8 protein-coding genes are annotated in these 14,369 nt (G+C 52.2%); 1 reads left to right on the top strand and 7 read right to left on the bottom strand.

The genetic code is table 11. The features are described from left to right. Positions 1–28: 28 nt before the first annotated feature. The 7 genes from ACYVIY_RS11705 to ACYVIY_RS11675 all read right to left on the bottom strand — a co-directional run bounded on the left by ACYVIY_RS11705 (position 29) and on the right by ACYVIY_RS11675 (position 12,404). The gene (locus ACYVIY_RS11705) at positions 29–2,785 is read right to left on the bottom strand and encodes a vWA domain-containing protein (protein ID WP_460976534.1); all 2,757 of its coding nucleotides are present in this window, start codon (positions 2,783–2,785) and stop codon (positions 29–31) included. A gap of 226 nt (positions 2,786–3,011) precedes the next feature. Next, positions 3,012–5,444 (bottom strand): hypothetical protein, encoded by a 2,433-nt coding sequence (locus ACYVIY_RS11700; RefSeq protein WP_460976533.1) that lies wholly within the window; start codon positions 5,442–5,444, stop codon positions 3,012–3,014. Then, complete coding sequence (locus ACYVIY_RS11695) at positions 5,407–6,483, bottom strand: hypothetical protein (protein ID WP_460976532.1); 1,077 nt, start codon at positions 6,481–6,483, stop codon at positions 5,407–5,409. The genes ACYVIY_RS11700 and ACYVIY_RS11695 overlap by 38 nt, the downstream gene beginning before the upstream one ends. Before the next feature lie 438 nt (positions 6,484–6,921). Then, positions 6,922–9,018: an acylase gene (locus tag ACYVIY_RS11690; protein WP_460976531.1), complete on the bottom strand. Its 2,097-nt coding sequence runs from the start codon at positions 9,016–9,018 to the stop codon at positions 6,922–6,924. 62 nt (positions 9,019–9,080) lie between these two features. Continuing rightward, a complete protein-coding gene (locus ACYVIY_RS11685; protein ID WP_460976530.1) occupies positions 9,081–11,480 on the bottom strand; it encodes an ABC transporter permease in 2,400 nt (799 codons plus the stop codon). A gap of 53 nt (positions 11,481–11,533) precedes the next feature. Next, entirely contained in the window at positions 11,534–12,034 is a 501-nt protein-coding gene (locus ACYVIY_RS11680) for a hypothetical protein (protein WP_460976529.1), read from the bottom strand. A gap of 10 nt (positions 12,035–12,044) precedes the next feature. Next, positions 12,045–12,404, bottom strand: a complete 360-nt coding sequence (locus tag ACYVIY_RS11675) for a PadR family transcriptional regulator (protein WP_460976528.1) — start codon at positions 12,402–12,404, stop codon at positions 12,045–12,047. Positions 12,405–12,868: 464 nt separating this feature from the next. Here ACYVIY_RS11675 and ACYVIY_RS11670 point away from each other — a divergent pair, with 464 nt between their 5' ends. After that, positions 12,869–14,368 (top strand): ankyrin repeat domain-containing protein, encoded by a 1,500-nt coding sequence (locus ACYVIY_RS11670; RefSeq protein ID WP_460976527.1) that lies wholly within the window; start codon positions 12,869–12,871, stop codon positions 14,366–14,368. The last annotated feature ends 1 nt before the right edge of the window (position 14,369 follow it).

Here is a 14,369-nt window from a genome sequence, read left to right as displayed (position 1 = left end):
TTCTCGAAACGGACACTACGTCACTGGCTTACGGCAATTTTCTGGCTTGCGCTTCGAGGACTAGGCGCAGGTCGGCGGTTTCCTGCGTTACGTGGGCAAACGTACCTTTTCCCAGCTGCGTTAGTTTTTTCAAACTCTGGGCGGTTTGTGCATTCCGACCGAACGTAAAGACCGTCAGAGAGATGTCCTGCTGTGCGTTTTCACCAATCAGCTCCAGCACTTCATTACTTACCGGAAACTCGCCATCGGTAGCCAGCACAATGCGGTTGTTGCCCGCCCGGATGTAGTTTTTGTTGGCCACTTTATACGCCAGCCGAATGCCTTCGTTGCCGTCGGTATCACCCGTCGACTGAAGCTGATCAATCACCCGGGCAATCTCGTCGGCGTTCGCACCTGAGGTCGGCTTTAAGGCGACCTTGGCTTTACCCGAATATACGACAACCGAAATCTGGTCTTCCGGACGAAGCAACCTCAGCAACGATTTAATCGATCGCTTGAGCAAGGGTAGCTTAAACGGCGAATCCATCGAAGCCGATACGTCCAGCAGCAGGACCATGTTATTGGCCGCAAACCCGTTTAAGGTCGGGCTTACATCCCGCAGATTTGCGCGATCTACGTACACGGTGTCCGTTCGCGTCCGCTCTACATACACCGTATCGTGCTGAACTGACTTGCCATTGGTCGGTGGTATCGCTGGCTTACGATCGAGTAGGGGGGTAGGCGTCTCGGACGTAACATTCACCACAGCAGGAAGTCTGGTTGTGGCCAGTGGTTGCTCTTGTCGTTCAACCTTAGCCGCGGTCGATGGTGTTGATTGACGGAAAACGAAAAGGTCAGGTTGCGTAACCGCTTTCAGCAGGCCTACTTTAGCCAGTTCGCTGAAGTTGTTGTATTGGTAAACCAACTGGTTGTTGTAGAAGTAATAAAACTCCTCGTACGGATGCCGCTGTTGCGTAGCGGCCACAAAAGCCGGTTTCACCTTCTGCGCCATATCGGCAAACCGCAACGAATTTTCGGCCAGGTCTTCGTAGGGCGTATACGGACATAAGCCGTTGTTACGTCCGTATCGTTGCAGCCCTTTCAGATTTTGATATTCATTCGCAATCAATGCCCGGGCATCGACTTGTACCTTGTCGACTGCGGGTAACTGAGCGGCTTCATTTTTCAAATACGCCTTGATACCAAACAGGATCTCTTTGTTTTCGTCCAGGGTTTTCAGCAATGCCTTACCGGCTACAGACCACGAACTGCTGGGGTTAGGCGCGGGGTAGCTTTCATAAATACGCCGAACATCGGTGTACAGTCGTTCCTTTTTCTGGTCGAACGTATCGAATAGATACAGGTATCGGTCCAGAATTGCATCCGAGCGTTGCAGGTGATCGTCAAGGTATTGTTTTTCGCTCGTATACCGGATTAGCTCGATGCTCAGATTATCCATTTCGTTCAGCATCGCTAACAACACTCCGGCCAGGCCATTGATCGAAGCTCGATACGGTTGCGGAATGTGCTGGCTGGCACTTAGGAGCAACTGGTATTCTGACTTAGGCACTTTAAAGTCTTCGTGCGAATACGTTAGGTTCGCTCGGCGCCGGCCGCTGGCCGGATCGCGGTAATGTTCCGCCGACCACTGGTAATTCCGCAGGGTCAATTGCAGAAGGTGCATCTGCCGCAGCGACTCGTTAATGAACTCGACGTAGTCGTTTAGGGCTTTAATCGTAGCGACAGGAGCTGGTGCGTCAGCGGGTTTGATGGTAAATGCCACCGGACGAACGTCTTTAAACGGCTCGGTCTGAGCTGATTTCTGGGCCGTAGGGGTAGGCGACTCCAATGCGAACACCGGGCAAAACTTTGGGTAATTCAGCAGCCGTTTGGCCGGGGCGCTATAACCAACAAACGACTGATACGTAGCCAGTAAATCATTGTTATAATAATTGATTAGCGAGAGATACACCTCATTACCATGCCGCGACGACTGTTGAGCGGCAAAGGTATGATCGTCGACTGCCCGGCGCTTAACGTCCTGGAGTGACTGCAAAGCCGATTTAAAGGATCCGATCATATCCGACGCCGGGTACTCAACCGCTGTTTTAGCTTTTCCCAACTCGGCCAGTGCTTTTTCATCCGCCAGCATACTCTGCTGGACAAGCTCAACCGGCCATTGCGTCTTTATGTCTTCGTCCAGGTAGAACGTTAACGTATCCAGCAGTTGTTTTTGGCCCGTCAGCACCTGCTCCATCTCTTTTTCGCTGTACAGATAGCCGTTGGTTGGCAGGTAAGGCTGATACCGACGGTAGACCCGCTGAACCTGTTTATAAAACCCTTCTTTTTCGCTGCGGAATTGGCCGAAGAGCGCCTGCATTTCCCGCATCAAGGCATCTGACTGCTTAAAGTTATCGCGCTGATAATCGTTGAGACGAACGTAGGTTTCCAGCGCCTTACCCGTCTGATCAATTTTGTTGATCAGTTGCCAAAGCGACTGCGTACTAGCCGTCAGCCGTTGTTTTTCGGCCGGTGTCAGTCCACTGACAGCTAACGCTTTCTTGTAATAATACTCCTCGAGCGGCCCCGACGAAGGCAGCCGAAGCCGGTAGTCGCTCCGCTTTTTGTATTGTTTAACCTCGTCCTGGTACGTCTGAAGCATCTTGAATCGGCTGAGCAGCTCATCAACCGATTGGTTCATGAACGCTACGTACTGGTTCAGCGACTCCTGAGGGGATTCCTGAAGCGAATTAGCCGCTACGAACACGGAGGAAGCCAGGAGTAAGCAACAAAAAAAGGTCTGCATGGCCGAAGTAACAAAATCAGATTCAACTCATAAGGAAGCTATTTAGCCAGCGGTTTACGGCGTAATCAGCGTGCCAAACACTTCGGGCTGCTGTTTTGGCCAAGAGCCAAGACAGCAGCCCGAAAGTCGCTTGTCCGAACGGATTGACCAACGAAACTTACGTAAGCCGTAGCTTACAGTCGATCAGTGGTTCGTTTCGAATGATTAACCGTTCGAAGTAAGCTTCTTAGCGTTGCGATACAAAATCGCCGTAGGTAGCACACTCGCGGTGCATTTCAGCCTCGAACTTCGTTTGTTTGTAGTCGGTCGACAGTTTTGTAAAGTAATGACCGTACTCATCGCGTCTTAGCTTCTCGACCAGAGTCTCCCAACCGGCTTTATCCAGATCAATAAATCCCCGTTTCACTTCCTCAACCGCCAGACGGGTTGTCAGCTCGCTCTGTTCACACTGAGCGGCCATAAAACACGCTTTAGCGGCCAGTTCCGATTGGCGGGCCGATTTCATAGCTTTTTCAAAAAATGCTTTGGCCGGAGTTGTTGAGTAATACGAATTACGCATCAATTTCTGGCCCGTCCGATCCAGTTCGCCCGGTTTATTATTCGCATTATACAGCGTTGACAGCAATTCGACCGAACTCCACGAGCGTTTAACGAGTACCCACGAGTTACCAAACCAGCTTAGGTTGTAGGCTCCGCAGCCCAACTCATAATATGCTTTAGCCGCTTCGTCGCCGGACAGATGCGTTACCTGCTCATTCAATTGCGCCATTCGCTGAGCGAACTGAACGGGATTATAGACATTCGTCCCGGGCTTCTGGCGTTTACTGGTCGGAACCTCGAACGGGTTATGGGTGAAATAACTCACGAACGGCTCCTCTTTCCACGTTTTAGGATTCACCTTACCGAAGGCCGCAGCAGCGCCTGCGTAGCGATGTTCAGCCAGCAGTCGGCGGCCCAGTAAGGTATACAGATAGTCTGGCGTAAAGCCCGTCAGCTTTAGCAACCGTTTGTCGAAATCAGTAGCCGTAGGCGCTTCCGCGAACGTAACCACCTGTTGCACCGTATTCGCCGACGATGAGTCTTCGATCACAAGCTGGTCGGTATTGATATCGACGTAACCACCGCTCCGATTTAATTCTGAGGAGGTCAGCATCGTCAGTAAATACGACTTGGCCAGGGCTGCATCCGTTGCCGAACCGGCTTTTGGCCGGCTACATCCAGATAACCAGCCACCTGATTTCGTCTGGCTGGCTTCCCCCAGGTATTTTTGGGCAAACTGTTGACAGACGGTTACGAACGCGTTGCCGAACCGGAAATTTTCGGAGTTGCCAAATTCTTCCAGATAACCGATCAGCTTCGTTTCTGTATCGGGCGTAATCTGCTCAGTCTGTGCGGCTAGCAAAAGCATGCGTTGTAAGGCGATCTGTTTTTTCAAGGTAGAATTCGTCGTCGGGGCCTGAGTGGCTTTATCCAGCGTTTTGGCTGACTCATCGAAGTCTTTGCTTAAATAGGCAATGTAGGCAGCGGCTGTGTACCAGAACGCTGGGTCATTCAATTCCTTGTTCGTGGCCGCTTCCATCGCAAACTCCCGTAGTTGATCGCCGTAGGTTTGCGATAGTTTCTTTCGATCTTCAAATTTTAATGAATCCCGGTCGCTGGCATCATCATAACCGTATATGGGGTTCGACTCCGACAGAAAGAAATATTCGTTCCGGTTGATTTCCCGCGCCATAATGAGCTCGATAAGCGGATTTTTGGGCGTCAACTTCACCACTTCTTTCAGTAGCGGCAGCGCATCCTGTTTGGGTTGAATTGCACACAAGGCATAAATAGCCGCCTTCTCCTGATCGTTCCGGGCGTGTTGAAGCGCTCCTTCCTGAAAACGAACCCCGTAGATTCGTAAGCTGGCTTCGGCTTGTGGCCGTCGCGATGGGCAGCGGTCAAACACCTGCGCAAACTCATAAATAGCCCGCGCGGTATCACCGGTTGAGAACGTAGCACCCGCATGGCGACACAAGGCCCAATCGCTGATGAATGTCTTTTTCGGCAGGGACACAACTAGTTGATCGTACAGGGTTCGGCACTGATCATAATCGCCAATCTGATCGGCCAGTTTTACCGCTTGAAACGCATACCGTTCTTTCAAAAACGGGTCGGAGGCTGATTCGTAGCCAGCCCGAGCCTCACCAAGCAGTTGCGTTAATCGGGCCGTGTCCGCCGGTATTGGCGTCCATTGATCTCCTCTGGGACTTGCCTGATCTGCGTTACGCGCCAGTTTCAGGTAATCCAGCGCCGGTGCCTGGGCTTGTTGTAGGGCCGCGTTAAAGGCGTTGTCGGCGGTATCGTCAGCTTTATACAGTGCTTTAGCGACCGCAGCCATCGGTACTTTTTCTCCGGCATAAGCCGCCCAGGCCCGCACATTCTCATCAATCAGAAGCGTATCGTCACCTTCCCGGTTTAGCTCATTCGTGTAGTCGTAAAGCTGTGGCGTAAAGAAATATAGCCGGTCCTGCGGCTGTGCGTTGCTGCTCTCGGGTTGAAAAAAACTTAGGAATTCATTCTCGTCGAATAAGCCGGGTCCGCAGGCGAAGGCCAGGAGAATGCCGACGGATAAAACAGCCTTACGGAGTCGGCCGGAAAAGGGTCTGAAGGTAGTCATGGGGATAAGCTGAAAGAACAGTACTATCGAGGTGGTATAAAGCGAACGTAAGCGTTTGATTCCGGATTCTGGATAACAGTTGTGCCTTTGCTTCACGTAATTGTTGTTGGGTACAGGCTTCGGCGCGAAACAGATCACCGGCCCGCACCGATAAGCCAAAGGCTGTTGTATCACGAACGGCAACGTAGCGGTTTGGGTCAGGCTGTTGTTTAAGGAAGGTTTTCTTTACCAGTTGATCCTGCCGAACGCCATTCAGAATCGTCAGAAAACGGCCGTTTCGATACACAATCGTCCAGTTAAACAAGGGCAGTACAACATCCAGCGGTAACGGGTATTTTTCCAGAAACCCTGTGTAGCGACTGGCGACATCCAGATCAAGAATCGAATTACGAGTGTTCGGGTCTTTCCAGTCGGCCACGTTATAAAACATCAGCATACCTCGCTCAACGGGCGGCACACCCGTCTGGTCGGCATATTTGACCTGATGCAGCCGGATTGTGGCCGATAGAGGTACCCGTAGTTGCTGCTTCACCGCACGTAATAAGGCAAAATACCGATCACGACTTTTCGGCGACCAATCGCAATCGAGCTGCACTTCACGGATGACGATCTTGTTCTGATGGGCAATCTGCTCAATCTTCCGGGCTATGTTTCGGCCAAGCGCGGGCACATCCTGGTCAGGTAGGTTCAGCAGCGTTCGATTGGTGATGAATACGACTGGGACCACCGTTAATCCCGTGGGCCGCTCACCAAAGCGTACCACGGACTTTGGCAGCGGTTGGCGATTACCGGCGTCCCAGTCGACATCGAAGAAGCGAAGGTATAGCTGATGAACGCCAAGCCGAAATAGAACTTTTTTTGCGGTCAACTTTGATTCGTAAACGGCTTTCCAGTGGTAGAAGGCAGGGATTAGCTGCTTGGGCGCCTTCGGCTCCGAGCAGGCCGTACATACACAACTCATGGCAAACAGAACGAGCCAGACAAACGGCTTAAGCGTCAGTCTATCCGGTCTATTGCCTGTTTGGCTTTGCTTCCTCACGCTACGTATGCATTCATTTGTTTATGAATCTCGACAACTTGCTGGCCAACGACTCCGCATGACGTTATGACGTCAGGAAGCTAATTAGGCTCTTTCAGGATAGATAGTACAGACTTTGTATGCCCCCTTCTCCAACCTCCCCTTGTAGGAGAAGCCGGGAGGGGGATACAGCGCAATACGTATCGGAAACCGGTATTACGCCGACAATACCCATCCCTTGTTGCAAAGCAAACCAAGTCTGCTGGCGGATTAAAAAAGAAACGTATCAGTAGTTGTAATTAGCGTTTGGATTGGGGCAAATCAATCGCCAACCGTTCCTTACGCCAAATGCCCAAAGCCGCGTTCTCGACGGAAAACGCAGCTTTGGGCATTCGTTACTAATTTTCGGTAAAAACCGATGTTTACTAAATCAGCTTTACTGGTGCAGGACAAATGAAGTTACTGTCCTGAGTTAACCGTTACTTCTTCCCGCCGTTCGAGTTGCTTCAGTACGTCCTGTCGGTCCAGTAACGCGGGGCGAAGCTTTTTTTCTGACATGCGGTTCCACTGATCGCCACGGTGCTTGTTGCCCGGCTGGCTCGCATTGCCGTAACTTAACGATACCTGCGCCCGCACTTTATCGCCAAATTCGGTAATGGCAACGTAGGTGTCGCCGGCTACGGCTCGATTTTTACCCTTTTGCTGGCGATCGGCCATAAAGTGAATGGTTCGATAAATTCCGTATTGCTCGGAACCGCCATTTGCCGGAACATCCTGCCCAGCCGACCCGAACCGGTTTACCTCACCCCATTCAATATCCAGTCGACCGTACTGCTGGCGAACCTGACCGGCCGCTTTAATGAGTAGTTCAACCGCCTGCTGAGGATTTTTCAGCCCGTCGGGTGTACTGACCGGCCGCTGTGGGTCCCAGCCGACCGCTGCCATACCAGGATTAAACTGGTCGAACCAGGCCGCGAACAATACAGCTCCTTTGCTGTTCGCATTGGTGGTTCGGTCCCAGGCTTTAAGTACCGAGGCCGCTTCTTTGGCAACCGGATCCGCCTGTTGATCCACGGCCGTCAGCAAATCATCCAGAAAGCGGTCGGCGGCTTCCATACCCGTGTTCAGTTTATAGCCGACTAATTCCTCAAACGTAACTGATTTGTCGTCTTTCAGCAGATTGATGGATCGTTGAGGCCGCAGACGTAACGGAAACCCCACCGGCGACATATAGCCTGGAAACGATTTGGGGTCCAGCACGGCCGGGAACGTACAACTCCAGGGAGCATCGTTGGCGTTCTGCACGAATCCGGCGGGCGGATTAAACACCTTGGGCAAATCAGCGTACGGGTGCGTCTCGGTCCAGATGAACTTCGATGCTGCCCCATCGACGGTACCCTGCCAGAAACGCCAGTCGCCTTCGCTACGTTTTGGTACGTTCCCGCCGAACAAATACAGGATGTTACCCGCCTTGTCGGCATAGACAACGTTAAACATAGGCAACTGCATACGCTTCAGAGCCGCTTCAAACTCTGCCCAATTGTGGGCCTGAGCCATGGCATGGTGCTGAGCCGCCATAGATGGATTTTCTAAACCCGCGAAGCGTAACGCGTACGTTTTCCCATCCTGACTGGTCATCACCGGCCCGTGCTTGCTGTAGCGATAGGTCAGGGGCTGTTCCTTAAGCTGCCCGTCGGGCTGCCTGACCTTCAGCGTGACACGTTTCTGCTTGAAGGCCTGCTTGACTCCGTCCAGTACGTACCCATCCTCCTGTACGGTGAGCAAGTAACGGTCAGCGGCATCGATGGTATTGACCGTATGCGTCCAGCCGAGATTATTCGTAAACGCAATGTTGAGCACCGGCTGACCCACCAGTGAGGCCCCATACGCCATAAAATCTGGTCCGTTGAGATGCGCTTCGAAAAAGAGAAAGAAGCCCTCCCACGGTAAATGCGGATTCGCCATCAGCAGGGCTTTGTTCGAAGCCGATTTCGACGGAGCAATGGCGTACGCATTCGAGCCAGGTGGCATTAACCGAGCGGCCCCGGCTTCATTCCCCCCGATGAATTCCAGACAAATTACCCGGCTTATGTGGGCCAGTACGTCTGGCCCCGTAATGGGCAGTACTTGTTTATAGTCCGCTCCGATGGCCTCCGGGTGCGCCTTCGCGTAGGCGTTCAACCCCTGAACAAAACTATCCAGACACCGCCGGTAGTCGGTCTCCTGCTGTTGATAGTGCTTCTGCGCTCGTTCGGGGGTCTCAAAGAGCGTCACAATTTTGTCGGAGTCAAGGTATTCGGCTCCCCAGTACTCAGCCGCCCGGCCCCGTGCCTGCCCGTAGAGCTGCAGGAGCAGGTTGGCGTGATTGTGCATTTGGGCGTAACCGAAGCCGTAATACATCGATTCGAGCGTTTGCCCATAAATGTGTGGGACTCCATCTTTATCCCACAGGATTTCGACCTTAGCGTCGGCTGATTGAGAAGCCACCGGACGAGCGGATTGAGCCCGCGCCGGGACCAGACTCAGTAGTAACAGACAAGCAACAATCAATTTCATCAGGTAGGGAATCGAAAATGGTACGTTGTGAGTAAGGGAAACTGGTCGTATTCAGAACAGAATTATTTCGTCTCTAGATACCGAATTGGACTGGAAGCAGCCGCTTTGAGGGCTTGACGCAACACGGTTAGACTCGTAATTATTACAGTCAGTCCCGCAGTAGCGACCAGCACCCAGCCGTTCAGGTGAATACGGTGGGCGTATGACTGTAACCAACTCGACAGCAGCCACCAGCCCAGCGGAGCGGCTAGGAGGAATCCCAGCGTCAGTAGCTTACCGAACTCGCGGCCAAACAACCACAGCAGTTGTCGGGTTCGGGCACCCAGCACCCGCCGAACGCCTATTTCCTTGGCCTTGCTCTCAGCCATGAACGTTACGAGTCCGTACAAACCCAGACAACTCATGCCAATGGCAATGCAGGCGAACACCTGCACCAAAGTCGTCCCTAGTCGCTCGGTTTCTGAAAACGTCACGAACAAATCACTCAGCCAGTCTGCGCGGTACACCTGATCGGGCAGAACTTCATCCCACACCCGTTGGATCGCCTTTAGGCTCGTGGTCGATTGATTTGGTGCCAGTGTCAGTATGGCCATCCGGCTATGGGGTAAATCGTGAATGAGCGTAACGGGCAGCACCGGGCTGTGTAAATTCCCACTGCGAAAATCCTGAACCACCCCGACGATTGTGCGATCAGCATCTTTTACCCGCATTCGTTTTCCCACAATTGCCTGCACCGTGGTACCTAATTGCTTGACCAGCGTTTGATTGACCAGCACTTCTCCGCCAGTGGTGTCCGTTACGTGGAAGTTTCGCCCAGCCAATAGCGTAAGACCGAATACGGACAAATACTGATCATCGGCGGCCCGGACGCGGGTCTCAAACGGTCCGGGTTCGGTTGCCGTATGGTAGCTGAATGGGCTGGGGCGGTTGTATGGCGAAGCGGGCGGATCACTTCCGAAGCTCACCTGTTCAACGCCCGGTAGACTCAGCCAACGGGCTCTCAACTGGCTGAGTGGAACGGCCCCTTGCTGGGGAAGCCAGACGGAGAACCTGTTGTCATACTGGAATCCCCACGGAACGGTTTGCATGTACCGAAGCTGCGCCGTCATCCCCATCGCTCCCATTAAAAACAACTGAGCGACTACGTATTGACTTACAACTAGCCCCTGTCTTACCGGAAAAGGTTTACCCGGCCGGGTAATCAGCCGACCCGCCAAAGCCCACGAGGGCGTAACACCGGATAAGACCAGCGCCGGATACAGCCCCGCCAGCATAATAACGCCCACGATCAGACTCACAAACCAGAGCATTGCCTTCGGCTGAACTAAATCCTTGAGTGAAATATCCGGGCTAAGCATCTCGATTTGACTTGCCAGTGTCTGGTTAATGAGTGGCAATGTCAGTTGAGTTAGCAGCAATGCCAGCAGCACCGCGATCAACGTAATCTGAGCCGTTTCTAACAGCAGTTGCCCGACTAACTGTCGACGGGTACCACCGACTGCTTTTCGAACTCCTATTTCGTGGGAGCGTTTCACCATCCGGGCAGTAGCCACATTCACATAATTGAGGCAACCGGCGATGACCAGCAGCACCCCTATGCCGATCAATACGTATAGAATTGGGCGCGGAGCCGTTCCGCTCCGTTCGTGGTTAAGGTCTTCAAGAGGGAGTGCGTGATACGTAAAATGAGCGACTTCGTCGGCAGGCAGATGTTTCCGGCCAATAGCGGGCAACACGTGTTGCAACTGCTGGGCGGCTGCGTCCTTCTGTAAACGAACAAAACACATCGCTTGCAGTCCCTGCCAATCCTGCAAAGCAGTTGGCCCCTCCAGTACGGGAATCGTAGCGTATGATACCAGCGCATCGTAACGTAGCTGGGTGTTGGCGGGGGGATTTTTCATAATGCCCGTTACCGTCAGATTCGTCCGGTTATCCAACCGCAGTGTTCGCCCCAGCGGCCGTTCCGTACCGAAGTACTTCTGAGCGTATCGCTCACTGAGGACAATTGTATTCGGGGCGCTCAGCGATGTTTTCTGATCACCGCTTACCCATTCAATACCGAATAAGTCAAAATAAGAAGGTTCGGCAAAGCAGATAGTGCGGGCTTCGCCGAACTTCTTCGCCCAGCCTCCTTTGCCGTCAGGTACGCTAATGGTACGTCCGAAAAAGGTCTCTAACCGGACGGCATGTTCTACAAACGGATAATCACGCCGGAGTACCTCGGCCAGCGGACGGGGCGCGGCATCCGTCGGCATCACCTGTTCACGGTTCACATCGGTAACAATCCAGTATGACCGGTCCATATGCGGGTGATACCGGTCAAAGCTGAACAGGTAGTTGACAACCAAAAAAATGATCAGTCCACTAGCCAGACTGACTGCCAGGCCACTAATGCTAATCAGATTCAGGGAGCGGTTTTGCCACAGGTGACGCCAGCTCAACCTCAGGTAGTGCGCAAGCATGAGAGAAGAAGTAAACTGCGTGAGCGGATCGATCAGAAAACGGCACAAGCCGCTTAAGCCCAGTGCGGACGAACTCGGCGGGGTCGACGCCGAAATAACCAGCGAGCACTGATTGCTCCGAATACACTCGCCAAGCCAACAAGCCATACGGTTCCAAACGCCTGTAACGGCACTGCAAACACCTGACACACCCACATCAGGCAAATCATTAACGTCACAAAGGCAAGGACACTGGCTTGCTGCCATTGCTGGTATTGACCGGGTCTCGACCGGCGCTTAGCATATCGTTTGGGAGCGAATCGGTTGAGCAAGGTAGGTAGGGGAACGAGATGGAGAACCTGCTGGTAAGTTTGTTTTAAGTGTTCAAGCGCCTGGGGGTTAGCTTCCTGCAATACCCGCTGCAAGGCAACTTCGTACGACTCGCCACCAGCCATCAGGTATTCGATATCAATGGCTAAGTGGTCCATCAGTTCGGCATGTAAAGCCTGCTGCAGGCGATTACGGCGCAGGGCCTGATCCAGTTGATGAAGTTGTGTTTTGGATAGCTTTTTCATGGTTAACGGGCTAATTAGGAATAGAATTTAATACCAGACGGTGATTCAACGAGTAGCGTAGCAAACGTATATGAGTAATGAACCGCTTCAAAGGATTTGCCTTCTCAGAAGCCGAATCACTGCCGGATGGCGTCAGCGTATAATATGTACGGAGTCGACCGTCAGTTTCTTCGATCTGGGTCGTCAATAGCCCCTCGTGCGCAAGCTTGTGAAGCACGGGATAGAGCGCACCGAAAGTAAGACTTATCTGGTCTTTACTGGATGCTTTTACGCCCTGAGTGATCTCGTATCCATACATCCGTCCGCGTTGCGCCAACAAATTAAGCACCATTAGTCTGAGTACATCCCGAACGACATCAGCTGAATCCATCACGGTTAACCAGTTAAGTGAATATGCAGCAAAGATATATAAGAAAACTATATATACAAGTATTGCCCAAATTTTTGATTGACGAGCGAAGTTGAATGCTACAGTGCTGGGCTTCTGTTTCCGATAAGGGGGAATGAGTCATGGCATGGGGCGCTCTTAATATGTCTTCTAAGCGGCTGATTTTATAGATTGATGATAGTTAGACGGCCATGTAAGTGACAGAGTTGATATTACACCCCGTAACGTTTAATTCTTCAGCGGGTGAATCATATAGAACGCTCGACCAACTGGCGGATTGATTTAAAGTGACCTGGCTCATCACAAAAAATAAGAACGAGTTATGAAAAGTCATTAAAAATGACATTGCGCGTCTTATTTAGACTAAATCTTAGTAATTTGCAGGCCATTAAGCGATTGTAGGTATCTGGTCGTCTAATGACCTACGTATTCTCTGTATTGACCCTATGAAAAAACTAGTGAGTGCCATTCTGATCAGTCTTGCTTTCTCAGCTCAGGCGCAGAAAAACACGCTGCTTGACCAGTCATTCTGGCAAAATAAGCCGGACGTAAATCAGGTTAAGGCAGAGGTTGAAAAAGGCAGTAACCCGTCGCAGCTTAATCCGGCAGGGTTTGATCCCGTCGTGATGGCTATCAACGCTGGGGCACCCAACGAAACGGTACAATACCTGCTGGCGCAGCCGGGTAACGAGCTGTCCAAGCTGACGCACGACGGTCGTATCTATATTCACTGGGCGGCCAACCGGGGCAACGTCGAACTGATGGAACACCTGCTTAGCAAAGGATCGAAGGCCAACCTGGAAGACAATCACGGCATGACCCCACTGAATTTTGCCGCGGCTAACGGTCAGTCCAACACGCAGGTGTATGACCTCTGCCTGAAAAACGGGGCCAACCTTAAAAAAGACCTCAACCACGACGGAGCCAACGCCCTGCTGATTGCCATCGCTAATGACAAGGACTTGAAACTGACCGACTATTTCGTATCGAAGGGGCTGGACCTGAAAAGTACGGATGCGGCCGGCAACAACGCCTTCAGCTACGCGGCCCGGGGCGGTAATATAGCGACCATGAAAGCCTTGCTCGAAAAAGGTGTACCGGCGCAGGATAACGCATTTATTATGGCCAGCCAGGGTTCACGGCGGGGACCCAACTCGCCGGAGGTGTTCCAGTACCTGGAAAGTCTGAAACTGAAACCGACCGTTACCAACAAAAATGGCGAAAACGCGCTGCACGCCATTGTTCGTCGGCCCCGCCAGAACGAACTGATTCAGTACTTCCTGAGCAAAGGCGTTGATGTAAATCAAGCCAATGAAGAAGGTAATACGGTATTTATGAACGCGGCTGCATCCAACCGGGACATGGCGGTGCTGGAACTATTGCTGCCGAAGGTGAAAGACATTAATCAGGCTAATCAGAAAGGCGTAACGGCATTGGCGATGGCCGTAAAAGGCAACTCCCCCGAAGCAGTAAGCTTCCTAATCAACAAAGGGGCCGATGTTAAAGCAATCGACAAAAACGGCGATAACCTGGCGGCTTACCTGATACAGTCGAACCCGGCCGCGGGTAGCGCGCGTGGCGAAGGCGGCCCCAGTACGGATGAGTTTACGACGAAACTGCAACTGCTTCAGGACAAAGGACTGGACGTAAAAGCCCCGCAGAAAAACGGCAATACGCTTTACCACCTGGCCGTTGCCAAAAACGACCTGTCGCTGCTGAAAAAGCTGGAACCACTCCAGCTTGACGTGAACGCCCGCAACAAGGAAGGCATTACCGCCCTGCATAAAGCAGCCATGGTTGCCAAAGACGATGCCATGCTGAAGTACCTGCTGTCGATTGGCGCGAAGAAAGAAATTCCCACCAGCTTTAAAGAAACTGCCTACGATCTAGCCAGCGAGAATGAATCGCTGTCGAAAGGCAATGTATCGCTTACTTTTCTGAAATAAG

The sequence above is a fragment of the Spirosoma knui genome (assembly GCF_054780635.1).
This window is presented reverse-complemented; position numbering and strand designations above follow the sequence as displayed.

Coding starts and splice junctions, on each gene's coding strand:
- ACYVIY_RS11680 (WP_460976529.1), bottom strand. CDS start 12,034: ATGAAAAAGCTATCCAAAACACAACTTCATCAACTGGATCAGGCCCTG.
- ACYVIY_RS11705 (WP_460976534.1), bottom strand. CDS start 2,785: ATGCAGACCTTTTTTTGTTGCTTACTCCTGGCTTCCTCCGTGTTCGTA.
- ACYVIY_RS11675 (WP_460976528.1), bottom strand. CDS start 12,404: ATGGATTCAGCTGATGTCGTTCGGGATGTACTCAGACTAATGGTGCTT.
- ACYVIY_RS11685 (WP_460976530.1), bottom strand. CDS start 11,480: ATGCTTGCGCACTACCTGAGGTTGAGCTGGCGTCACCTGTGGCAAAAC.
- ACYVIY_RS11700 (WP_460976533.1), bottom strand. CDS start 5,444: ATGACTACCTTCAGACCCTTTTCCGGCCGACTCCGTAAGGCTGTTTTA.
- ACYVIY_RS11690 (WP_460976531.1), bottom strand. CDS start 9,018: ATGAAATTGATTGTTGCTTGTCTGTTACTACTGAGTCTGGTCCCGGCG.
- ACYVIY_RS11670 (WP_460976527.1), top strand. CDS start 12,869: ATGAAAAAACTAGTGAGTGCCATTCTGATCAGTCTTGCTTTCTCAGCT.